The 20,336-nt window shown below is 48.3% G+C and carries 23 protein-coding genes; 8 read left to right on the top strand and 15 right to left on the bottom strand.

Annotation, left to right across the window (positions count from 1 at the left end):
* Positions 1 to 342 carry a cupin domain-containing protein gene (locus O9139_RS04425; protein WP_270878241.1) on the bottom strand — a complete coding sequence of 114 codons (342 nt, stop codon included), beginning with the start codon at positions 340 to 342 and terminating at the stop codon, positions 1 to 3.
* A 163-nt stretch (positions 343 to 505) separates the two neighbouring features.
* Here O9139_RS04425 and O9139_RS04420 point away from each other — a divergent pair, with 163 nt between their 5' ends.
* A complete protein-coding gene (locus tag O9139_RS04420; RefSeq protein WP_270878240.1) occupies positions 506 to 1,168 on the top strand; it encodes an FMN-dependent NADH-azoreductase in 663 nt (220 codons plus the stop codon).
* A gap of 45 nt (positions 1,169 to 1,213) precedes the next feature.
* Here O9139_RS04420 and O9139_RS04415 read toward each other — a convergent pair whose 3' ends face one another.
* Positions 1,214 to 1,690, bottom strand: a complete 477-nt coding sequence (locus O9139_RS04415) for a DinB family protein (protein WP_270878239.1) — start codon at positions 1,688 to 1,690, stop codon at positions 1,214 to 1,216.
* 207 nt (positions 1,691 to 1,897) lie between these two features.
* The gene (locus O9139_RS04410; protein ID WP_270878238.1) at positions 1,898 to 3,355 is read right to left on the bottom strand and encodes a 4-hydroxyphenylacetate 3-hydroxylase family protein; all 1,458 of its coding nucleotides are present in this window, start codon (positions 3,353 to 3,355) and stop codon (positions 1,898 to 1,900) included.
* A 188-nt stretch (positions 3,356 to 3,543) separates the two neighbouring features.
* On the opposite strand from O9139_RS04410, the gene O9139_RS04405 reads away from it, so the two are divergent.
* The gene (locus tag O9139_RS04405) at positions 3,544 to 3,873 is read left to right on the top strand and encodes an ArsR/SmtB family transcription factor (protein ID WP_270878237.1); all 330 of its coding nucleotides are present in this window, start codon (positions 3,544 to 3,546) and stop codon (positions 3,871 to 3,873) included.
* A complete protein-coding gene (locus O9139_RS04400; RefSeq protein ID WP_270878236.1) occupies positions 3,873 to 4,364 on the top strand; it encodes an SRPBCC family protein in 492 nt (163 codons plus the stop codon). Before O9139_RS04405 ends, O9139_RS04400 begins: the two co-directional genes overlap by 1 nt.
* A gap of 110 nt (positions 4,365 to 4,474) precedes the next feature.
* Here the strand turns inward: O9139_RS04400 and O9139_RS04395 are convergent, their stop codons facing one another.
* Together O9139_RS04395 and O9139_RS04390 are read right to left on the bottom strand one after the other, a co-directional pair.
* Complete coding sequence (locus tag O9139_RS04395; RefSeq protein ID WP_270878235.1) at positions 4,475 to 5,068, bottom strand: hypothetical protein; 594 nt, start codon at positions 5,066 to 5,068, stop codon at positions 4,475 to 4,477.
* Between the two features lie 184 nt (positions 5,069 to 5,252).
* Positions 5,253 to 5,432: a hypothetical protein gene (locus tag O9139_RS04390; RefSeq protein ID WP_270878234.1), complete on the bottom strand. Its 180-nt coding sequence runs from the start codon at positions 5,430 to 5,432 to the stop codon at positions 5,253 to 5,255.
* 211 nt (positions 5,433 to 5,643) lie between these two features.
* Between O9139_RS04390 and O9139_RS04385 the strand changes: the two genes are divergently transcribed.
* The 4 genes from O9139_RS04385 to O9139_RS04370 all read left to right on the top strand — a co-directional run bounded on the left by O9139_RS04385 (position 5,644) and on the right by O9139_RS04370 (position 8,603).
* Entirely contained in the window at positions 5,644 to 6,429 is a 786-nt protein-coding gene (locus tag O9139_RS04385) for a YheC/YheD family protein (protein ID WP_270878233.1), read from the top strand.
* Positions 6,430 to 6,570: 141 nt separating this feature from the next.
* Positions 6,571 to 7,257, top strand: a complete 687-nt coding sequence (locus O9139_RS04380) for a response regulator transcription factor (protein WP_270878232.1) — start codon at positions 6,571 to 6,573, stop codon at positions 7,255 to 7,257.
* Positions 7,247 to 8,440: a sensor histidine kinase gene (locus tag O9139_RS04375; RefSeq protein WP_270878231.1), complete on the top strand. Its 1,194-nt coding sequence runs from the start codon at positions 7,247 to 7,249 to the stop codon at positions 8,438 to 8,440. Before O9139_RS04380 ends, O9139_RS04375 begins: the two co-directional genes overlap by 11 nt.
* Positions 8,430 to 8,603, top strand: coding sequence for an ATP-binding protein (locus O9139_RS04370; RefSeq protein ID WP_270878230.1), 174 nt, complete (start codon positions 8,430 to 8,432; stop codon positions 8,601 to 8,603). Before O9139_RS04375 ends, O9139_RS04370 begins: the two co-directional genes overlap by 11 nt.
* Before the next feature lie 43 nt (positions 8,604 to 8,646).
* Here O9139_RS04370 and O9139_RS04365 read toward each other — a convergent pair whose 3' ends face one another.
* The 4 genes from O9139_RS04365 to O9139_RS04350 all read right to left on the bottom strand — a co-directional run bounded on the left by O9139_RS04365 (position 8,647) and on the right by O9139_RS04350 (position 12,583).
* Positions 8,647 to 9,240, bottom strand: a complete 594-nt coding sequence (locus O9139_RS04365) for an undecaprenyl-diphosphatase (RefSeq protein WP_270878229.1) — start codon at positions 9,238 to 9,240, stop codon at positions 8,647 to 8,649.
* Positions 9,241 to 9,364: 124 nt separating this feature from the next.
* Entirely contained in the window at positions 9,365 to 10,759 is a 1,395-nt protein-coding gene (locus O9139_RS04360) for a sensor histidine kinase (RefSeq protein WP_270878228.1), read from the bottom strand.
* Between the two features lie 17 nt (positions 10,760 to 10,776).
* Positions 10,777 to 11,457: a response regulator transcription factor gene (locus tag O9139_RS04355; RefSeq protein WP_270878227.1), complete on the bottom strand. Its 681-nt coding sequence runs from the start codon at positions 11,455 to 11,457 to the stop codon at positions 10,777 to 10,779.
* Between the two features lie 73 nt (positions 11,458 to 11,530).
* Positions 11,531 to 12,583, bottom strand: a complete 1,053-nt coding sequence (locus O9139_RS04350; protein WP_270878226.1) for a YheC/YheD family endospore coat-associated protein — start codon at positions 12,581 to 12,583, stop codon at positions 11,531 to 11,533.
* 338 nt (positions 12,584 to 12,921) lie between these two features.
* Here O9139_RS04350 and O9139_RS04345 point away from each other — a divergent pair, with 338 nt between their 5' ends.
* Positions 12,922 to 14,118, top strand: coding sequence for an oxalate decarboxylase family bicupin (locus tag O9139_RS04345; RefSeq protein WP_270878225.1), 1,197 nt, complete (start codon positions 12,922 to 12,924; stop codon positions 14,116 to 14,118).
* 122 nt (positions 14,119 to 14,240) lie between these two features.
* Here O9139_RS04345 and O9139_RS04340 read toward each other — a convergent pair whose 3' ends face one another.
* From O9139_RS04340 to O9139_RS04315, 6 genes are all read right to left on the bottom strand, one after another.
* On the bottom strand, positions 14,241 to 15,071 hold the full coding sequence (locus tag O9139_RS04340; protein WP_270878224.1) for a sugar phosphate isomerase/epimerase family protein: 831 nt from the start codon (positions 15,069 to 15,071) through the stop codon (positions 14,241 to 14,243).
* Between the two features lie 155 nt (positions 15,072 to 15,226).
* A complete protein-coding gene (locus O9139_RS04335) occupies positions 15,227 to 15,586 on the bottom strand; it encodes a Rieske (2Fe-2S) protein (protein WP_270878223.1) in 360 nt (119 codons plus the stop codon).
* Positions 15,583 to 16,677 (bottom strand): amidohydrolase family protein, encoded by a 1,095-nt coding sequence (locus O9139_RS04330; RefSeq protein WP_270878222.1) that lies wholly within the window; start codon positions 16,675 to 16,677, stop codon positions 15,583 to 15,585. Before O9139_RS04330 ends, O9139_RS04335 begins: the two co-directional genes overlap by 4 nt.
* Positions 16,678 to 16,716: 39 nt before the next feature.
* Positions 16,717 to 18,276 carry an extracellular solute-binding protein gene (locus O9139_RS04325; RefSeq protein WP_270878221.1) on the bottom strand — a complete coding sequence of 520 codons (1,560 nt, stop codon included), beginning with the start codon at positions 18,274 to 18,276 and terminating at the stop codon, positions 16,717 to 16,719.
* A gap of 35 nt (positions 18,277 to 18,311) precedes the next feature.
* Entirely contained in the window at positions 18,312 to 19,172 is an 861-nt protein-coding gene (locus tag O9139_RS04320) for a carbohydrate ABC transporter permease (protein WP_270878220.1), read from the bottom strand.
* A gap of 15 nt (positions 19,173 to 19,187) precedes the next feature.
* The gene (locus tag O9139_RS04315) at positions 19,188 to 20,045 is read right to left on the bottom strand and encodes an ABC transporter permease (RefSeq protein ID WP_270878347.1); all 858 of its coding nucleotides are present in this window, start codon (positions 20,043 to 20,045) and stop codon (positions 19,188 to 19,190) included.
* Between the last annotated feature and the right edge of the window lie 291 nt (positions 20,046 to 20,336).

Raw genomic sequence — 20,336 nt, 5'->3', positions numbered from 1 at the left:
TTATTCAACCGCGATCCGATCTCCCCGGCTCGTAGGCTGCGATATGACCAAAAACTCCGTATCCGCATCGGACTTGTTGAACATTTGGTGCGGAACGAACGGTGGCACTTCAATCCCCTCTTGTGAATGAAGCCATATTTCTTCTCCATTGACTACCATGCAGGCGACGCCTGACAAAACAAAGAAAAATTGACGCGAACGTTCATGATAATGCTTCACTTCTGCCGTATGTGCCGGCATTCGCTCATGAATGACGCTGAGCTCCTGATTTTTCACCAAATGCCAGCCATCACATATGCTGCCCCACACATAATGCTCAGCGTTCTGTTTACTTATTTTCATATACGAACTCCTTTCACTTGCTTCATCTAATCCATATTATAACATGCAGCGTCAGGTTTATCTTTTCGTATATGCGAAACCATCCTCATCTGGCATAAATTTGCAAATGATAAGAAATATTATGTTCATCTGTATATTTTGATGTTTGATAAAGGAGAACCCTATGTTTAGAATTCTGGTTGTATTCGCCCATCCAATCGTGGAAATAGAGAAGTCCAACAGCTTGATCGTCGCTTGGCATTTTATCGAGAAGGTGCGGGAACTGGAACCGACAGCGGCGATTGAAAAATTCGAGTTGTACGGGAATGACATCCCTGTTGTCGATGATCTTGTGCTTGGCGCCTGGGACAAGAAGGCCAAAGGGGAAGACTTGAACGAAGACGAGCAGAAGGTTTTAACACGTATGAATCATTTGCTGGATAATTTTAAATGGGCGAACCGATATGTGTTTGTTTTTCCGCTGTATAACTTCAATATTCCTTCCAAACTAAAAGACTATCTCGATAATGTGTTAATCGCCAAAGAAACATTTGCCTATGGGGATGACGGTCCTGTCGGGCTGCTGAATGATGGCAGGAAAGTGCTGGTCATTCAATCCAGCGATGCCGTCTATTCCAAACCGGGCTGGTATGCGGATCATGAGTTCTCTCACAAATATATGAAAATGATCAGCAGCTTTGTTGGCATCGAGGATTATACCATCGTTCGGGCTGAAGGCGGTGGCGTCTACGATCGCGAGGTTATTCTCAAAAGGGCGAAAGAGGAGGTGGAAGCGGTCGCGAAGGATTTTGTTGCGCCGCCGGCACCGGTTACGGCGCCGATCTGAATGGCGGCAAAAAAAGCCCGCAGCGATGAGCTGTGGGCTTTAACCTTATTGTACTCTATTGGCAAAGCGTTTAAGAAAGTTAATCGCGTTAAAATGAATGCCTTCATGATAGAGCGTATACGTTAAAAACTCTTGAATGGTCGAAAGCGTCAGACCGTTTCTCGTCGTATATGGTTCCTTCACGCGCTCTTCCAAGCGATTCGTTAAGACGGACTCAATGCGCTGCGATTGCTCAATAAGCAGCTGCAGCAAAACATCTTTCGTCGGCGGTGTGACCACCCAGTCGGCAGGTTTAGTCCCATTCGGAAATAACGCTTCAAAGTGGTCCGGCAATTGCACAGGTTCGCCGGCAAAATAGAAGGCAAACCGCTCTTGCACATAGTAAACATGCCCTAAATTCCATCGAATATTGTTGTTAAAGCCTTCCGGAATCACATCAAGCACTTCGTCTGATAAACCTTGAACAGCATCGATAGTACGATTACGTATAAATTCAAGTTGTTTGAACAGCATTTGATCCATACGATCCCTCATTCCTATTCATTTGTTTACCTGAGCCAAGGGACTAAATCCGTCCCACAGGGACTTATAACGTCCCTACAAGCTAATTGTAACACCCTTTTTATGGAATTTCAATGGATTCATATTAGCCCTCCCGCAAAACAAATGGCTCTGCAATCGGCATTCACGCCTTTGCAGAGCCATCGTTGATCCGTTCCTCATCATCCTTCATTCATTGCCTCCATACAAAAAATCCTTAACCCGCTGTTTAAACGATTCTCCTCCCTGGTACCCGTTGTATAACCGATTATTGACGATAGCTGCATTCCCGAAGAAGAAACGTTCATAGACAGTCTGTCGGCCACCAAACGCACTCACGCTGAGCTCCCAAGCTAACCTGGATAACTGCACGTTCTGCTGCGCGTTGAGATGAACTGTTTTCATAGAGTCAAGGATGAGCTCTTTGATCTCGCTCTGAAAATCCCTTTCGTCCGGGATCATAATCAGCGTGCTAGCCCCGATTAATTGAATAATTTCGATCAGGCGCGGGTAGATCTTCGGGTAATAAACACTGGCTGTCAGAAGGGCGTTTTGGTCAGGTAGCATACTCCCCCACCGGTCGCGGGAGGCTTTTTTCTCAGCAGCGATTTGCAAAGCTTTCAGTGTCTCAAGCGCTACGATGACCTCTGCTACTTTCTCGATGACTTGCGCATGATTTTCCATTCCGGCCACATCAATTAAGTTTTCAATCGTGCCCAACAGAAATTCTGTTTTGGCAATATTTTTGCCGATGATTTGCGCCCCAGTATGAATATAAAAATGGCTATCTTCGAAAAAGCGTGACGCGACATGCGCATCCCCACAAATAAAGACACGATCCCAAGGGACCACCACGTGATCAAAAAAGACGAGCGTATCCATCTCTTCAAACCGCGAGCTTAGCGGATAGTTAAACGAAGATTCGCCGCCGACAAAGCTCTCTCTGCAAAGAAATGTAATGCCCGGCCAATTGCTGGGCACCGCAAAGGCAAAAGCATGTGGATTCTCCTCCAGTTCGGAAGGCGGGGCTACTGGAAAGACGAGGATCTCATCCGAAGTGACCCCCTGCGTATCCAATAGGAAAGTGCCTTGGATGACGATGCCTTCGTTGTTCTTGTCAACGATTCGGGCCGGTTCCGGCAAATCGAACATCTGACAAATGTTCGGAATTCTGCTCGCTCTCGGCTGTACAAAAACGTGTGAGAGCGTAATGTCATGATCTCGGCAGTACGCATAGTAGTTCTGTAAATTGAATGCGAATTGAGGATTGCTCTCTTCCAGCAAGCCTGAAGCTGCCGAATACGCCATTAACGCTGTATTCATGTAATCAGGCGACCTGCCCATAAAGCCGTAATGTTTGCTCGTCCAAGCCTGCATCATTTCACGACGGGCTGCCAGATCTTTTTTGGTCTTCGGCTGTAAGAAGGAGAGGCCAACCGGATCGCCTGTTAACGGCGAAGGATACGACATCTTGCTGATCCATGCCTGTTCGCACTGCATGTCATACATGGATGATTGCGTCGCCATCAAACCTTTAAATGCTCGGTGTTCGGATAACGGCCCCTTCACCTGCTCACCCGAAAGCCATACATGCGCCATATTATTATTTATCCGCTCCGTATATTGCCCTCCATTTTTCATTGGCATGATGATCCGCCTCCTCAACTCCTATGTATTCAGAAACAGGCTGATTTGCATGTACGATTACCTACGATGTGGATTCTATACGTGATTGCTGTTTTTTTAACTAGAACATACAGGTAGCTTGCATCTTATATTACTTTCCGGTAATATAACCAGTGAGTAATGGAATGATGAACAGGATGGTCGTTAACATGCTTAATCATCAGAAACAAAGCGATTTATTCGAGGTGATTGCCGAAGTAAACCGCAGGAACATCATCGATCTGCTCCGGGTACGCCCGCGCTCCGTCGGAGAGCTTGTCGAAAGTTCCCATCTCAGTCAGCCGGGAGTGTCCAAACACCTGCGCATCCTTCGGGAAGCCGGACTTGTCACCGTGAGCAAAGAGTCGCAGAAAAACATTTATCATCTTCGCCCTGAACCGCTTATGGCCATCGATCATTGGCTGGAGCCTTACAGGCAATACTGGTCGCAGTGGCTGGATTCGCTTGAACAATTTTTGGATGATGAGGAGAAATCGTGATGTTAGCTTCTATTCAAAGGACAGACGCCGGATATATCGTCCGCTTTGACCGGCATTTACAGCATGCTGTGGAGAAAGTTTGGGCTGCGATAACGGATAATGACAAATTGGCCAAATGGATGCCAAATCTTCAGATCAATGACCTTCGTTCCGGCGGATTGATCAAATTTGATATGAAAGACGGGTCAGGCACATTCATCGACATGGAAATTTTGGAATGTATCCCCTATTCTGTTCTGGAATTTGTGTGGGGCACAGACAGGGTACGCTTCGAGCTGTATCCCGAACCGGAAGGATGCTTACTCGTATTAAAAGAGTATATTGGCGCTTTGTCCGATCATACTTCGAAGGATTTATCGGGGTGGCATGTTTGCCTGGATATGATGTCCGCTTTGCTTCAGGGACAACCTATGGCATTCCCGAAGAGCGACTGGGAGAAATGGCATGCCCGGTACAAAGAAGAAGTCGACCGCTTCCAGCAAGAGGGGTAATATTGGCTTGCGGAAATGAAATTCACATTATTTCCTGGGCAAGCGCAAAAATCGCTAAAAACAATGAACATCCGTCAGCAAATTACAAAAAGGAGCCGCTGTGGCGGCTCCTACTGGATAGAATCGATTTCATCTCTATGCTTTTGCATCCCAGTGCCAAAGAGGATGACGCCGCCTTGATCCGTGTAAGGATAAGCGATTGCAATTTCATTCGTGTCTTCCACCCATTTTATAACCAAATCAACGTTCGTCTGTTTGCCCTTCAAGTTGAGAATCCCGCTCATTGTACCTGACACATAGACGGTGCCATCCGCAAGCTTGCGCTTGGTTAACGTTGATGTCGAATTGATAAAGAGATGGATCTTCGCTTCGCCATTCGTCAAAGTACCTGTCCCAACCGGGTGCACCTCTGCACTATCCTTGGTTCCAATAGGCTTCAATCGTACGCTCAATTGTAGACGGGCATCCCGTTTTTGATGAGCGATGATCAACTCTGGCATAACGCCTTTATTGGGCGTAGTTGAGCTCGTCACGGTAGTTGCTTGTTCCGCTGGCAGCCACGCAGAGGCTGATCCTTGCCATTGCAGCCGCTCCTGCTCTTCTTTTTTAGTTGGCCCATGAATTCTTGAAAAAATAGCAGCTACAAGCAAGATCGCGAGAAAGATCCGCGCCCAAAACCAAACGGACATATTCGTTTGTTGCATGTGTTCCCCACCTCATGGCAATTACCGTCCCCCCAAACGCCGTTAAACACGATCCAGGGTTCTTGTTGAAGCCATTATAAGAGAAGCTATGGCCTAACACACCAGCCACTTGGGAAACTATTCAACCATCCACTAGGTAAATGATTAACCAGGTGAAATAAGTGATTTTGGACACTTCAACCGACTACTCCTCACCACGCAGCGATCTGAGTATCGAAATCCCCCCAAAGCACACCGCCAGTGAGCCAATCTCCGCCAAGAAGACAGACGGAATGGCATCAAGGTTACTTTCAATTAAAGCAACGTATAAGCTTAAGCCGAACAAGATTAGGACAACATTTAGGATCAAAAATGGTTTTGTCACGCCCATGCCCCCTCCCGCCAAGTATAAAAGCGCAAGATGAGATTTTGATGAGAGATCTTTGATTGGCTCATGCATGTTCAAGATGAAGTTTATTTAATGTTTCCATTCGGCGATACCCACAAATTGTTGCTTCTTGCTGAATACGATGCAGTGGAATGGATGGATTTATGAACGTTATCTATTCAAATCCCAACATGGATGAGGTGCTCAATTGAAAATCATAAGATCGCGCACTTTGGGTAGTAAATGGATCAAAACGAAGATTCTGCTGCGTAACAAAATCCTTCGGACATTCGTCCCGCATACCAGATTGTATAATGAGCTCAATCTACTGTATATGCTGAACAAACATAATATGGTGTATGTGAAACCTGTCATAGGAACCTTTGGTCAAGGGGTGATCCGGGTTAAGAAGCTGAGCGCCGGTCGGTACAATTACCAAATCGGAACCGTTTCAAAGACCTTCAACTCTTATCGTGAACTGGTTCACTCGCTGAACAAAGCGAAATTGAATCGCAATTATTTGATTCAAAAGGGAATTCGGTTGTTAACCTATCGGGGGCGGATCTTTGATATCCGTGTGATGGTGCAGAAGAACGCAAGTGATTACTGGGAAGCCACCGGCTATATCGGGCGCGTCGCTCATCCCCAAAAAATTGTGACTAATTTTCATAATAGCGGAAAGCCTTTACCGCTAGAGACGCTGCTTGGCGCCCATATCAAAGAAGCTGAGAAAAAGAAAAATTATATTGACCAATTAGTGCGCCTAGGCAACGAAATCGCTCAACAATTCTCAAGATCACACCCTGGTTATAAAGAAATCGGTGTGGATATTGGCGTGGATTCTACCCTGAAACCATGGATTCTTGAAGTCAATACTTCACCCGATCCGTTTATATTTAACCAACTGAAAGATAAGCGCATGTTTTATAAAGCGCTGCGGCTTGCCCGTTTGCACGGCCGATTCATTGCCAGAAAACGGACCAAGAGGCGTTAACATGCACAAAAACCTAATTCCGACCCAAAGGCTTGCAGGTTGGAATTAGCGTTTTAGAACCGAGAAGATTATGATCTCGCTACTGCATAAGATGTAGCATCTCAATCTAGCCTCGTGACCAGGCTTGAAAGGTTGGTACAGATGAAGCGGATCCTTGTCATTGAAGATGAAGAAAGAATTGCCCGGCTGCTGCAGCTTGAGCTTGTGCATGCCGGTTATTCCATTGAACTTGCCCCTGATGGTGCCGAAGGACTGCGCAAAGCCCTTCATAACGAATGGGATCTCATTCTGCTCGATATTTTATTGCCGAGGCTTAGCGGTTTCGACCTGATCAAAGCCATTCGAGAGGCCGACACGCATACGCCCATCATCTTTGTCACCGCTTGCGAAGCAACTGCAGATATTGTGAATGGGCTCGATCTCGGTGCGCAGGACTATGTCACCAAACCTTTTGAGATGGAGGAATTGTTGGCCCGGATACGCGCCAATTTGCGTACGCGGCCTGTACGCCAGGGAACGCAAATCACGTATCAATTGAAAGAAACTTGCATCAATCTCAAAACCAGGGTAGTGACGCACAGCGGGGAGAAAATCGAGCTAACAACCAAAGAATTCGAACTCCTCGTCTATTTCATCGAACATGCCAATAAAGTGCTTAGTCGGGAGACGATTATAAATGATGTGTGGAAATACGAATTTCTCGGCAGTACAAATCTGATCGATGTCTATATCCGTTACTTGCGCAAAAAATTGCCAGCTTCTACGTTCCTGATCAAAACGATTCGAGGCGCTGGATATCGTTTTGAGGTCCTCGTTCATGAAGATTAAAACGAAAGCCGCGATGCTCTCCTTCATTAGTGTCATGAGCATTGTTATCCCGGTCACGATCATCATCTATATGCTTTTTGCCGTAACCGAGGAGGATGAAGAAATTAACGATCTCCGCACGACGGGTAGCGAAATCATCCGTCAGCTCTCTCCTGATGAGTTGCTGCAAGCCGGTAATCAGCGCCTCCTGCGAAAATTTCTTCCTGATCACGCGCTCATTCGAAGCCTCAATACAAATGCAGAGATCATGAATCAGTCCTATACCACAACGGAGCTGCTTGCCATTCCGCCTAAGCTCGTTAAGCAAGAGAACATTCAAACGATGGTCTCGAATTTCACAGATGAGCCGCTCATCATTGTGCGTCTGCCGATCATGCAGGCAGAGTTGTACGTCGGCACGCTGGAGATCGTGGCTGAACCGCTGGAGCTCCAGCAGCGGCTGCTCCGGTTAATCGAAATTTTAATCGTCGTCACCCTACTAGCTTCCTTTTTTACTATACAAACAAGCCTGTTAGTGTCCAAGATGCTGTTATTACCAATCTCGCGTATGGTGCAGACGATGGAAGATATCGAAACGAGCCTGGAGATACGCAAGATCCCGACAGACCGCCAATCGAAAGATGAGCTGTATCAGCTGACCACGACCTTCAACCGGTTAATGGAGCGGATTGAAACGAGCATGAGCCAACAGAGTCAGTTTATTTCGGATGCCTCCCATGAATTCAAGACATCGTTAACGATTATGGAAGGCTACGCCTCCCTTGTGCGCAGATGGGGTTTTCATGATGTGGAGCTATATCAGGAAGCGTTGGAAACGATTCATGCCGAATGCATCCGCATGAAATCCGTAACATATCAAATGCTTGATCTGGCCCGGTTGGAACATGAGTTGCGTCTGGAGAAGTGCGCCTTTGATCTGGTTCAGCTATGCGACGAGATCATCCTTACACAGCAGCCTCTGACAGATAAGTACATCCAGTTCCACTCGTATGAAGACACTGTCGTGATGGAGGCCGATCCACTGAAAATCAAACAAGTCCTGTTCATTATCTTAGATAATGCCTTGAAATATGGTAAATACATCATTCATGTGGAAATTAGCAGCATCCCCGGCAATATCCGCCTCCGAATCGCCGATGACGGGATCGGCATTCCGCAGGATGAGTTGGCCTTTGGTTTTTGACCGCTTTTACCGCACTGACCGTTCCCGAAGCCGGCATTCTGGCGGAGCCGGATTAGGTCTTTCTATTGCCCAAGCGATTGTCAAGCAGCATCAGGGGAGCATTCACATCAGCAGCGTTCAGCAAGTTGGAACGGAAGTCAATATCCTCCTTCCTGCGCATTAAAAAAAGCTCCCGATTACCCGCTGTAACCGGAAGCTTTTGGCATTCAATAGGAGCGCTGCTGCGATCTAGGCCATACTTTCGCCTCGATTTTTTCATAGAGCTCGATGCATGCAGACAACCATGTCGAGCGTTTCAACCATTGATGGACGCATACCGCGGTGCTCGTGCCCAGCAAAGCTCCCGCGAGCACATCCGCCGGATAGTGAACGCCCGTCCAGACGCGTGAAATGGCGATGCAAGCCGCAAGCGCCAGCCATACTCGACCGGCTTTCCTGCGGAAGAGCCAGATCGCTGTTGCGATGACGAAGGCCCCAGTCGCATGATCGCTCGGAAACGAGGCATTCGCCGGATGCACGATGAGCTGCAGCACATGATGCGTGACGAATGGCCGATCGCGATAAAAGAAGTGGCCGAGGATGCCGCTGATGGCCAAACTCACACAAGCGGAAAGCAGCGCCTCGGCGACCATTCTCCGATTTTCACTTCTTCTGGTAAACCAATATACAATGACACCTAAAAAGAAAAAGTATTCCGCATCTTGGGCCAAGAAGCGCATAACTGGATTGAAGGCCGGAAACAAACCCGCGCATTGATTCATCCATTGAAATAACTGGTAGTCAAAATCGTTTAAACTCATGTTCATCATCCTTTTGTTTTTTCGCTGAGCAGCGTGCTTACAATTACTTTACAAAAGAAAAATGAGAAGCCTATGAGAAACGGAAATTTCCTATCAGAAACCAGTAGCTAACACCAAGGAGGCTCTAATGCAGCCGCAAACATGGCGCTAGCGGAAAACGAATCGTCACTTTCGTCCCTCTGTCTTCTTGACTCTCAATTTGGATTTCACCTTGATAGTTGTTCACAATTTGTTTGGCGATCGATAACCCTAAGCCTGTACCGCCGATCTCCCTGCTTCGGGCTTTATCCACCCGATAAAAGCGATCAAAAATATGCGGTAAATCTGCTTCAGGAATGCCCATGCCATGATCCGCAATCGAGATCGAGACGACATGGTTCTCATGGCGCGCTTCCAACGTAATCCGCTTGTCTTCCACCGTATATTTCACAGCATTATCCAGCAAAATCAGCAGCACCTGCTCCAGCTGAAGCGGATTAATCGTTAACATAACGTCCGCCAAGTTGGCAGTTTTCATCGTGAACGTGAAGTCCGGTTGGAGAATCTCCACTCGTTTGATCGTTTGCACAAGCAAGGGTTCTAGCGGTGTCGGCTCCAATACGTCTTGCACCGGCTGCGTCTCCACCTTCGTCAAAGTCAGCAATTCCTGTACGATTCCTTTCAAGCGCCGGACTTCCTGCAAAGAAGCCACCAACGATTCCTGCAGCACGGCTGGATCATTCTTCCCCCATCGGTTCAATAGTGACAAATGGCCTTCCAGAATTGTAATCGGCGTTCGCAGCTCATGGGAAGCATCCTCGACGAATTGCTTCTGCTTCATAAATGAATTCTCCAGCTGATTCATCAAGTCATTAAAAAGCTTGGCCAAGCTCGATAATTCATCGCCATTTTCAACGACGACAACCCGTTCGCGCAGCCCTTTTTGCTTGACATTACGAATCGCGGCAGCTAACGCTCGAATAGGCAGCATGAACTGCTTGGCAATTGTGAGCCCGCTGAGCGCACTGATGCCAATGGCCAAGATCCCGAAAGTGACCATCACCCAGAGCAAAGCTTCGTTAAAATGGTCAAACGTCTCTAAATTGCTGGCGATCTCAATTGTCCCTATGGCAGCCGCGGGCGAGCGGTACACCAAAAGATGATCTTCATTATGGCTAATTTCGATCAGCTGTGGTTCATGTACGACTTCAGCAGGCACCCAGTTCGCATCGAATTGATTGGCGATCACAATTTGTACTGTACCCGACGAGTCGATAATACGGAGCATTTGATTGTTATCGATCAAGTTATTGAGGTAAGCCTCGGTCTCCGTACTGTGGATCGCTTCAGGTGTACGCGACTTATCGAGCAAATACTCCTGAATTTGTCCCATGGTCACCTGCACGGCAATTTTCTCTTGTTTCAGCATCCATTGTTTCAATACCAGATATTGGGCGAAATTATAAAAAGCAAATAGGATAAAAATAAGCAATGTGGCGCCCAACATTAACTTCCATTTAATGGGGAGCCTTCTGATCATAGTTCTAATTTTTCTCATCATCGCATCACATAGCCGATCCCGCGCATCGTTTGAATAAAGCTGTCGGCTCCAGGCTCGTCCAATTTATTTCTTAAATAGCGCACATACACATCCACTACATTCGTCTCCACCAACGAATCATAGCCCCACACCTGATCCAACAGCATATCCCTTGTCAACACCAGGTTGGGATTTCTCATAAACATCACCAGCAGGTCGAACTCCCGCTTCGTTAAATCAACGAGTTGATTCCCCTTATGAACGACGCGGGCATCAACATCCACCTTGAGATGGCGAAACGCAAGCGTCTGGTGAGGCTGAGGGCTCGTATCCTGCATATCCACCCGGCGGAATAGCGCCCTCATTCGGGCCAGCAGCTCTTCAATGGCAAACGGCTTGGGTATGTAGTCATCGGCGCCACTATCTAACCCTGACACCCGATCTGTTACTGTGTCTCTGGCAGTAAGCATGATCACGGGCGTTTTCTTCTGCTGGCGAATTTGCCGGCATACTTCTATACCACTTACAAAAGGCAGCATGATATCGAGCAAGATCATATCCCACTCCTGCTGCAGGGCAAGATCCAATCCGCTCCGCCCGTCATAAGCCGTTTCTACATAAAATATCTCATGTTCCAATTCCAGCTGAATGAAACGGGCCAAGCTTTTCTCATCCTCAATGACTAAGATTCGCTTCATGTTATTCCTTCCCCATGATTCCCCAAACTCCAGCAGCAACGAAGGCAACCGCGGGAGCTTGGTCATGGCCATTTTATCGTTTATTTAATAAAAACTTGGCGTATTTGAGCGGGTTCTCATACGAACGGTAAAACGTTTCATTCATTTTGGCCTTGCGAAAGGCATATCGCTGATCCCGCCCGTTCATCTCGATAAACTTGATGCGGCCCTCTTTATCAATCCCCATATCCAAGCCAATATCAGCCAGATGCGGAAGCTTCTCGCTCAAATGCCGGGCAATCGACAAGGAGACGTTCTCCACGGCCGCAATCATTTTCTCCGGTTGAAAACCGCTATGCCCGAACAGCTCACGCACTTTTTTCACTTTGCCACCCTTGGCGACATTCGTTACATGCCGACCGCGCCCGGCGACTTTGCCGACGATTCCTGTTACTTGCCAAGCGCCACCGGCGCTGCGCTGCACAGAGACACGCAGATCATAAGGCCTGCCCTTATACGTAGCCAACGGAATTCCCTCTTGAATCATATAGGTTTGATGACTTACTTTTTTTTGGATAAAAGCGGCCGCGGCTTTGCGCGATACCTGTTTAGGATCCCCTTTTTTCCAATGCAAATGAAACTTGCCATCCTGAGAGCGCGCTATTTTCATGATGCCGTTGCCGACGCTGTTATTGGTCGGTTTGATGAATAGGGCAGGATATTTATCCATCGCCTTCAGCAGTTTCTTACGCGAATATTTGCTTGAAACCGGCAAGTATTTGCTTAGTGTGCTCTCTTTGTCCAAAAGCTTATGAATCCGGTGTTTATCATAACGGTTCTGCCGATTGAACACAATGCTCGATTGGGATAACATTTGAAGCTTGCGCTTTAAATACGGCGACAATGTGATGGAACGGTTATGCGTGACGCGAGGAATGGATCGCCGGACAAGTTTGTAGGAGCGACCTGTATACGTATAACCGAGCGCGGATGTCTTTCCAATCTGATGTAAGGACATATAGAAGAGCTTCAAACCAAGCTTTTTAGCAGCTTTGTTATACAATTGAATACGCTCTGTTCCGGTTCTCCCTTTGGGGAGTCCTTTGAATGTATCCCGATCCAATAAGACGCCAACGATATGTCTCACAAATCTCACACCACCCGATTATATTTGACTAAGATCAATGTATGCCTAGCCGAATATAAACATCGCGGTAGTCGCCTACAAGCGAGAAGAGAAAGTTTTCACGGGAGACGCCTTGTCGAACACAAACCAATAATTATACTGTACAACTGTTTAATGAAGAAATCATGAGAAAACAAAGGACGCAGTTTCAGACAGCGTTGGATACAGGGCTTTCTACTGTTTTCCAGCAAATTATTGAAATATCAGCAGCACGCTTGAATCTTTGTCATATTTGAACGTTCAGGGAATAAAGTAGAGGGATCATCATTTCAAATCGTTTCGATGAAAGGGTGAATGAAGTGGAAAGCAAACGTCCCAGCGAACCTCTTTTACATATTCCTCAGCCGATTCGCAAAGACGGTTCAGGAAACGTCGACCTGGGTCCCCGTGATGTCCTTAGAGACATGCAGAACCCTGACATGTTCGTCCCTCCCGTTACTGATGAAGGACTCGTGCCTAATCTTCGCTTCTCCTTCTCAGATACACATATGCAGCTAAATGAAGGCGGTTGGTCGCGGGAAATAACAAGCCGGGAGCTGCCGATCGCCACAACACTAGCCGGCGTCAACATGAGCCTGACACCAGGCGGCGTGCGCGAGCTGCATTGGCATCAGCAGGCGGAATGGGCCTATATGTTAGTCGGCAGCGCGAGGATTACATCTGTCGATAATTACGGGCGCAACTTTATCGACGATATTTTCCCTGGCGATCTATGGTATTTTCCGCCGGGCATTCCGCATTCCATCCAAGGGCTGAAGGATGGCTGCGAGTTTTTGCTCGTTTTCGACGATGGCAGCTTTTCCGACCTGAACACGTTATCTTTGTCGGATTGGTTTGCGCATACGCCTAAGGAAGTGCTCTCGGCCAACTTCGGCGTGCCGGAAAGCACGTTTGCGAAGATTCCGCCGGACCAAGTATATATTTACCAAGATCGTGTTCCCGGTCCGATTGAAACGCAAAGAGTCGATTCCCCTTACGGCACGATTCAACCCAGTTTCAGCCACCGCTTGCTCGCCCAGCCGCCGATTAAGGTGCCTGGCGGGACCGTGCGCATAGCCGACTCGACGAATTTCCCGATCGCGCAGACGATCGCAGCAGCACTCGTCGAGATCGAGCCCGGCGCGATGAGGGAATTGCATTGGCATCCGAATAATGACGAATGGCAGTATTATTTGACCGGGCAAGGCCGGATGACGGTATTTTCAGGCAACAATACAGCGCGCACGTTCGACTTCCGGGCAGGTGATGTCGGGTATGTTCCGTTCGCTTTTGGCCACTATATCCAAAATACAGGAACGGAGTCGTTGTGGTTTTTGGAGATGTTCAAAAGCAACCGCTTCGAGGACGTCTCCTTGAACCAATGGATGGCGCTCACACCGCAGCAATTGGTGGAAAGCAATATTAACGTTGGTCCGGAGATGATCAACGCGCTGCGCAAAGTCAAATGGCCGGTTGTCAGCTATCCGGGCTATAATTATCAGCCAAAGCCGAAGTGAGCTTTGAGCGTTTCTGAGGGCCGAGTGAGGCTTGGCGGCAAAGCAAAAAGCGGAAGCCATGCTTCCGCTTTTTGTGCTGCGCTGGCTCCGGCGGGTTCCCGTTCCCCGCCGGGAGCGCCAGCTCAATTCAGATAAGGCGCCGCAAGCCGCCTTACACGCTCAATGCCCGCCCACATGTCGCCTGGGCCGTCATAGACGAGCGTGATCGGACCTTCATATCCGGCTTCCTTGGCGATTTGCAAACAGCGAATAAAATCGCTTTCTTCCGGAATGCCGTCGGCATCGGTCTGCGCTTTGGCATGGATCGACTCGCTGAGCGGAATCGTTTTGGCCAGCTCGCTATATTTCCCGTCACCTTTAAAATTGCCAAAATCAGAAGTCAGCCCCAGCTGCTCACCACACGCTGACAGCAGTGCAAGACAATTATCCGCAACCGATGTAAGCAAGTGAAAATTTTCTGTCACAACACGCACGCCAACAGTGTCCGCGTACTTGCTTAACTCCCGCAAAGCGTCAGCAGATCGTTGCAACGCTTGTTCATCTCCCGGCTCCGCATCGCCGGCGATCACGCGCACCCGCTCAGCGCCTGCACGCGCAGCGATATCGATCCAGCCTTTGATCCAGTCGATATCGGACTGCCTGCGCGCAGCATCGGGGCTGGAAATATCGCCGTATTCGATAAGCAGCGTGTAAAAGCGGACACCTGCTTCTGCAAACGATTCCCTTAACTTTTGTAAATAGCCTTCACTAGTGTCCGGAAAATGAAATTCGCAAATTTCCAGCGATTTAAAACCTTTATTCGCCACAATTGCCGGCAGTTCCAGCAATTTGATCAATTCTGGCTGCTCTTGGGCAACAGTGATCTGGCTCCGATTACGCTCATCCCAGCGTGTCCACCTAAGCGGCCCCAGATTCCGATGCAAGCTCCAACTCGTTAACGATAAAAAGGGCATGTCTACCATCCTCTCCATGGCTAAGTTTTGATAGTATCTTATCAAAAAGCCCCTGCATACACCATGTTCGATCTAGCAAATAGTTGCCTAATTATGCTGTTATTGCACACGCACACGAAGAGGCCCCCAATGATCGTGAGAGCCTCTTCGATATTTTAAGAATCGCGCAGCACCACATAAACACCGCTATCATCTGCCTCAACGGGAAAGCCCCGCAACTTGGCATTGCTGCCGGCCGCCAGATGCTGCCCGGTGCGCAAGTCGAATTCCCAGCCATGCCAGGGACAGCGAAGCACTTGATTATCCATGCCATATTGGTAATCATAGACCGTCGACGGAAGCCGTGTGCCCCGTATCGCGCCGACGCACACAGGTGCCGCCGCATGGGGACAAACGTTCCGCCAGGCATAATATTCGCCGTCGATCCGGAATAGGCCGAGCTCCATTTCTTTTACTTTGACAATTCGCTTATCTCCATCGTCAAGCTCATTAGGTTCCGCCACTTTCACCTTCACGCCGGACTCACTCCCTTTTGCTCCGCAGGCAGCGGTAAGTGATATAATTCGGCTGCGTTGTAGCCTAGAATCCGGTTCCTCATCTCCCGAGGGATGCTGTTCAGTACAATTTTCGGATTGTCAAAATCCCAATGCGGGTAGTCGGATGAGAACATGGCGATCTTATCGGCCCGCATCATTTGGAAAATTTGTACCAGATGCTCGGGCTGCTCCGGCTCTTCAATCGGCTGTGTCGTCACCCGTATATGCTCCAAAATATATTCCGATGGCAAGCGTTTTAGCCAAGGTGCGGAATCGCGCAGCGCTTTGTAGTTTTTGTCCATCCGCCACATGAGATGAGGCAGCCAGGCGATGCCGCCTTCGATGGAAATAAACTTCAGCTTCGGATATTTCTCAAATACACCTTCACAGACGAGACTGTTGATATGAGTCATAAAATTCGCCGGCAAAATATTGTGCCATTCCATATAGCGCGTCGGATATCCGGACGGTGTTGGCGCTCCGGCAACCCCTTTGCCTTCCGTGCCCGGGTGAATGGCGACCGGCAGCCCGTTGCGCTCAGCAGCTTCATAGATGGGATGGTAGAAGCGATTGCCATATGGCATCCTCGCCCCGCTGCCCATCACGACCTGCACCATGTCCGGGTTCTTCGCCATACGGTCTATTTCCTTGGCTGCCTCCGCAGGGTCCGAGTGATTGATCTGAATCGAGCCTTTATATCGGGGACTGGCTTTGAGCCATGAATCGGCCAACCAATCATTATAGGCAGCAGCTACAGCTGTGGCGTAATCCGGATCGGCATGCAGCGAAATGCCCTGCTCTCCGCCGCCTGTTAAGATCGCAAAATCGATGCCATATGGATCCATATAATGCTTGAGCGCGAACTGCGGATCGCTTCCCGGCGGACCGCCGTTATCCGGGATCGCATCTTGGCGCAGCACGCCAACAGGCGAATAGTATTGCCCATGAACGCCAATCCCGCTCTCAAGCCATTGCTGATGCCATACTTTGGGCAAATAGGGCAGCAAATCTTTCATCTTCGCCAGTGAATTATGTAAGTCTGCATCAATAATGAACGGCTTACCTTGCATCTTATCCTCTCCTTCTGCCAGGTGCTGCTCTGTCACGTTTTACTTGATGTTATACGTACGTTTGTAGGCCGTATTGTACATGTTCAGCAATTCGTCAGATCCCAGTTTCTTCGCTTGATCGAGGAACTGCTGATAAGTCGCATCATTGATTGGCGTTTTGCCGGTCACGAATTCCGTAATTCGCTGCTCCAAAAATTTCGTCAGCGGAGTCAGCTTTGATTTTTCAAGCTCCAACTCTTCCGTTGTCTTAACGATCGCTTTAGGCGCAGGAATGATAAAGGATTCATAGCTTTTGTTGATCGCCTTACTCTTATCGTCGAGGCCACGCTCCCAAGTTTCCCGGGCCAGCGCGTTATTCAGCGAAATATTGTCATACCAGACACCAAAGTCACGGCGGAGCGGCACGTAAGGAACGGCGCCAAAGTCTTTGTTATACACAGGTTTGCCATCCACCATCGTGTACGATTTGCCTTCAATGCCCAGAGATAAATATTTCGTGCCTTCTTCGCTCACGAGGTAATCGAGGAATTTCACTGCTCGTTCCTTATCCTTGACCTTTGCCGAAATAGCCCTGCCCGACGTGCCGACAACAGGTCTGGAGAATTGGTAATTTTTTACTCCACTGGCCGCAAACTCAGGGATGGCATCCAGATTAAACTCGCCTGGAGCGCCTGCTTTTTTCGCTTTATCCAGCAACGGATTCACTTCCGCCTTCCACCAATACGTGACAGACGACTTCCCTTTTAAGAAGCGCTCTTCCCATTGCGCGCCGGTCAGCAAATAGTATTCAGGATCCAGCAGCTTCTCGCTGTACAGCTTGTTCATGAAGGCGATCGCATCTTTGTACCCGCTCTTCGCAGGCGCAAACTCGTATTTCTCTTCCGTTGGGCTTTGATTGTAAAAGCCTGTGATGCCGGTAAATATTTTACCGAAAACGGTGTATAGGCCTACATCGCCCGTGACCGGCGTATTCACACTGAGCGGGAAACTATCCGGTTCCTTCTCCTTCAGCGTCTTCAGGAATTGGTAAAACTCATCCACATTCGTCGGCGCTTTCAAATTGTATTTGTCCATCAAATCTTTGCGTGCCAACCAAATATAGTTGAATCCTTTGCCGGCAGCATCGCCTTCGAGCACAGGCACATCATAGATGCCGCCGTCCGCTCCGGTTGCCACCGCTTTGGCTTCGGGGTATGTTTCATAAAATTTTTTCAAATTCGGCGCGATATCCAAATAATCTTTCAAATTGAGAAATACTTTCTCCGGACCGTTCTCACGCGCTTCCTGGTTCGTTGGTTGAATGAAGTCCGTCACGGAATTCGTGGCAATCATAATTTGTCTTTTCTCTAAAAGCCCTTCTTGGCTGACAACCTGCCAATCGATTTTGACGCCTGTTTTCGCTTCAATTTCTTTGAAAATCTCCCAGTCCGTTTTCACTTTACCTTCCGGCCGGTCATACACAAGCCAAGAGAACGTAACCGGCTTTTGCGAAGCGCCATTATTTGTGCTGCCCGTAGGCGCAGTTTGTCCGCTGCATCCAGCAATCAATCCTCCGAGCATAAGCGTCGTGAGCGTTACCGCCATCGTTCTTTTTCTCAATTTTGCACCCTCCTAATATTGAAATTTATGGAAATCTACCCTTTAACCCCGCCAATCATAGCTCCCTGCACAAAATATTTCTGGATAAACGGATACACGCATAGTATCGGCACTGTCGCGATCATGATCATGGCATATTTCAAGGTTTCGATATAAGCCGTGTTGCCTTCCCCCTGCACATTGGAGCTTGCGATAATAATGTTGCGAAGGACAATTTGCAGCGGATACATGCTGCGTTCGTTCAAATAAATGAGCGCGTCAAAGAACGAATTCCATTGATTGACAGCGGTGAATAAACCGATGGACACAAGCACGGGCAAGGATAGCGGTAAAATGATGCGAATCAGCAGTTGCACCGTCCCGCAGCCATCCATCGTTGCGGCATCCTCGAGCTCTTCCGGCAAAGCTTCAAAAAACGTCCGCATGATGAACAGATACCAGGTGCTCACTAACGAGGGAAGGACGATTGCCCACATGGTGTTAAGCAGGCCTAAATTTTGCACGACGAGAAAGGTCGGAATCATTCCACCGCTGAACAGCAGCGTGAATGCAGCCATCATCAATATGAACCGGCGGCCGGGCAGCCACTTTTTCGCTAACGGGTAGGCCATCGCAGATGTCACAATAAGCGAGAGCAACGTTTGCAGCACGGTGTAGCGAATTGTATTCCAATAGCTGATCCAAATGTCAGGATTGCCGACAAGTCTGGCGTAAGCTTCAAGCGTGACCGATCTGGGCCAGAGCACGACCTGTCCGCTCATCACCATAGCGTTATCACTAATGGAGGCGGAGAACACATAGATTAGCGGGTACACCATGACGATTATGAGCAAGATCATCAGCACGGTATTGATGACATCAAACAGCCTGGAGCCGAAACTTTCCCTAATTTTCATCTCACGTGAGCCCTCCTACCACAGACTTGTGTCTGAATACTTCTTGACGACGCGATTGGCCATGACGACAAGGATAAAACCAATGGCCGCCTGGAACAGCCCAACAGCTGTGGCAAAGCTGAAGTCGGCGGATAAGATACCCCGGCGATAGATGTATGTATTCAACACATCTGCTGTATCATAAGTCATCGGGTTGTAGAGCAGGATAATTTTTTGAAAGCCTGTCTCCATGAAATGACCGAGCGTGAGCACAAACAGGACGATCATGACCGGGAACATCCCGACTAACGTCACATGGCGCATTTGTTGGAAGCGGTTCGCTCCGTCCATTTTGGCCGCCTCATACAGGGTCGGGTCGACACCGGCGATTGCCGCCAAATAGAGGATCGTGCCCCAGCCGACGGTTTGCCATATTTCGGAGCCTACATAGATGGAACGGAACCATTCCGGAAGGCCGAGAAACAAGATCGGCTCGATGCCGAACCAACGGAGCAAATGATTCACTATGCCGGTCTGCTGCGACAAGAAGGTGACCATAATTCCAGCGATCACGACTGTGGATAAGAAATGCGGCATGTAACTGACACTTTGCACGAAACGCTTAAACCGTTTGTTGCGAATCTCATGAAACAATAGCGCTAGCAGGATCGGTGCGGGAAAACGAAACAGCAGATCGTACACATTCAGCATCACGGTATTGCGAATCAGTTTCCAAGTATCAGGCGTATTCACAAAGAACTCAATAAAATGTTTCAAGCCAACAAACTTGCTGCCCATCATCCCGCGCCCGATGGAAAAGTTCTGGAAAGCGATAATGACGCCATACATCGGGACGTATTTAAAAATGATGTAATACAAAATGCCCGGCAGCATCAATAAATAAAATGCTTTGTACTTGTTCAGATTGAACCACAGGTAGGAGAACTTACTCTTTTTCTTGCGTTCGCTGTACACACTTCCTGCTTCAGCAGCCTTGCTCGGATGAATGGCCAATCGTCCTCCCCCCTATACATGAATACTAAGACTTGGCTTTCACTATACGGTTGGTGAGACACAGGGTAAAGCATCATCTTTTGGCGATGTCTCTATTTTTGCATGAAGCGTCAAACAGCATCGGTTCAATCGTCGTTTGCGAAAAAAATGAGACTCCGCAAAAAAGGAGTC

The sequence above is a fragment of the Paenibacillus aestuarii genome (assembly GCF_027789125.1).
GTDB lineage: Bacteria > Bacillota > Bacilli > Paenibacillales > NBRC-103111 > Paenibacillus_E > Paenibacillus_E aestuarii.
The sequence above is the reverse complement of the archived record's forward strand: the minus strand, read 5'-3'. Positions and strand labels throughout refer to the sequence as shown.

Excerpts from the sequence above, each read along its gene's own strand:
- O9139_RS04425 (WP_270878241.1), bottom strand. The coding sequence starts at position 342 with ATGAAAATAAGTAAACAGAACGCTGAGCATTATGTGTGGGGCAGCATA.
- O9139_RS04420 (WP_270878240.1), top strand. The coding sequence starts at position 506 with ATGTTTAGAATTCTGGTTGTATTCGCCCATCCAATCGTGGAAATAGAG.
- O9139_RS04415 (WP_270878239.1), bottom strand. The coding sequence starts at position 1,690 with ATGGATCAAATGCTGTTCAAACAACTTGAATTTATACGTAATCGTACT.
- O9139_RS04410 (WP_270878238.1), bottom strand. The coding sequence starts at position 3,355 with ATGCCAATGAAAAATGGAGGGCAATATACGGAGCGGATAAATAATAAT.
- O9139_RS04405 (WP_270878237.1), top strand. The coding sequence starts at position 3,544 with ATGCTTAATCATCAGAAACAAAGCGATTTATTCGAGGTGATTGCCGAA.
- O9139_RS04400 (WP_270878236.1), top strand. The coding sequence starts at position 3,873 with ATGTTAGCTTCTATTCAAAGGACAGACGCCGGATATATCGTCCGCTTT.
- O9139_RS04395 (WP_270878235.1), bottom strand. The coding sequence starts at position 5,068 with ATGCAACAAACGAATATGTCCGTTTGGTTTTGGGCGCGGATCTTTCTC.
- O9139_RS04380 (WP_270878232.1), top strand. The coding sequence starts at position 6,571 with ATGAAGCGGATCCTTGTCATTGAAGATGAAGAAAGAATTGCCCGGCTG.
- O9139_RS04375 (WP_270878231.1), top strand. The coding sequence starts at position 7,247 with ATGAAGATTAAAACGAAAGCCGCGATGCTCTCCTTCATTAGTGTCATG.
- O9139_RS04365 (WP_270878229.1), bottom strand. The coding sequence starts at position 9,240 with ATGAGTTTAAACGATTTTGACTACCAGTTATTTCAATGGATGAATCAA.
- O9139_RS04360 (WP_270878228.1), bottom strand. The coding sequence starts at position 10,759 with ATGATCAGAAGGCTCCCCATTAAATGGAAGTTAATGTTGGGCGCCACA.
- O9139_RS04355 (WP_270878227.1), bottom strand. The coding sequence starts at position 11,457 with ATGAAGCGAATCTTAGTCATTGAGGATGAGAAAAGCTTGGCCCGTTTC.
- O9139_RS04340 (WP_270878224.1), bottom strand. The coding sequence starts at position 15,071 with ATGCCCTTTTTATCGTTAACGAGTTGGAGCTTGCATCGGAATCTGGGG.
- O9139_RS04330 (WP_270878222.1), bottom strand. The coding sequence starts at position 16,677 with ATGCAAGGTAAGCCGTTCATTATTGATGCAGACTTACATAATTCACTG.
- O9139_RS04320 (WP_270878220.1), bottom strand. The coding sequence starts at position 19,172 with ATGAAAATTAGGGAAAGTTTCGGCTCCAGGCTGTTTGATGTCATCAAT.
- O9139_RS04315 (WP_270878347.1), bottom strand. The coding sequence starts at position 20,045 with ATGCTGCCGGGCATTTTGTATTACATCATTTTTAAATACGTCCCGATG.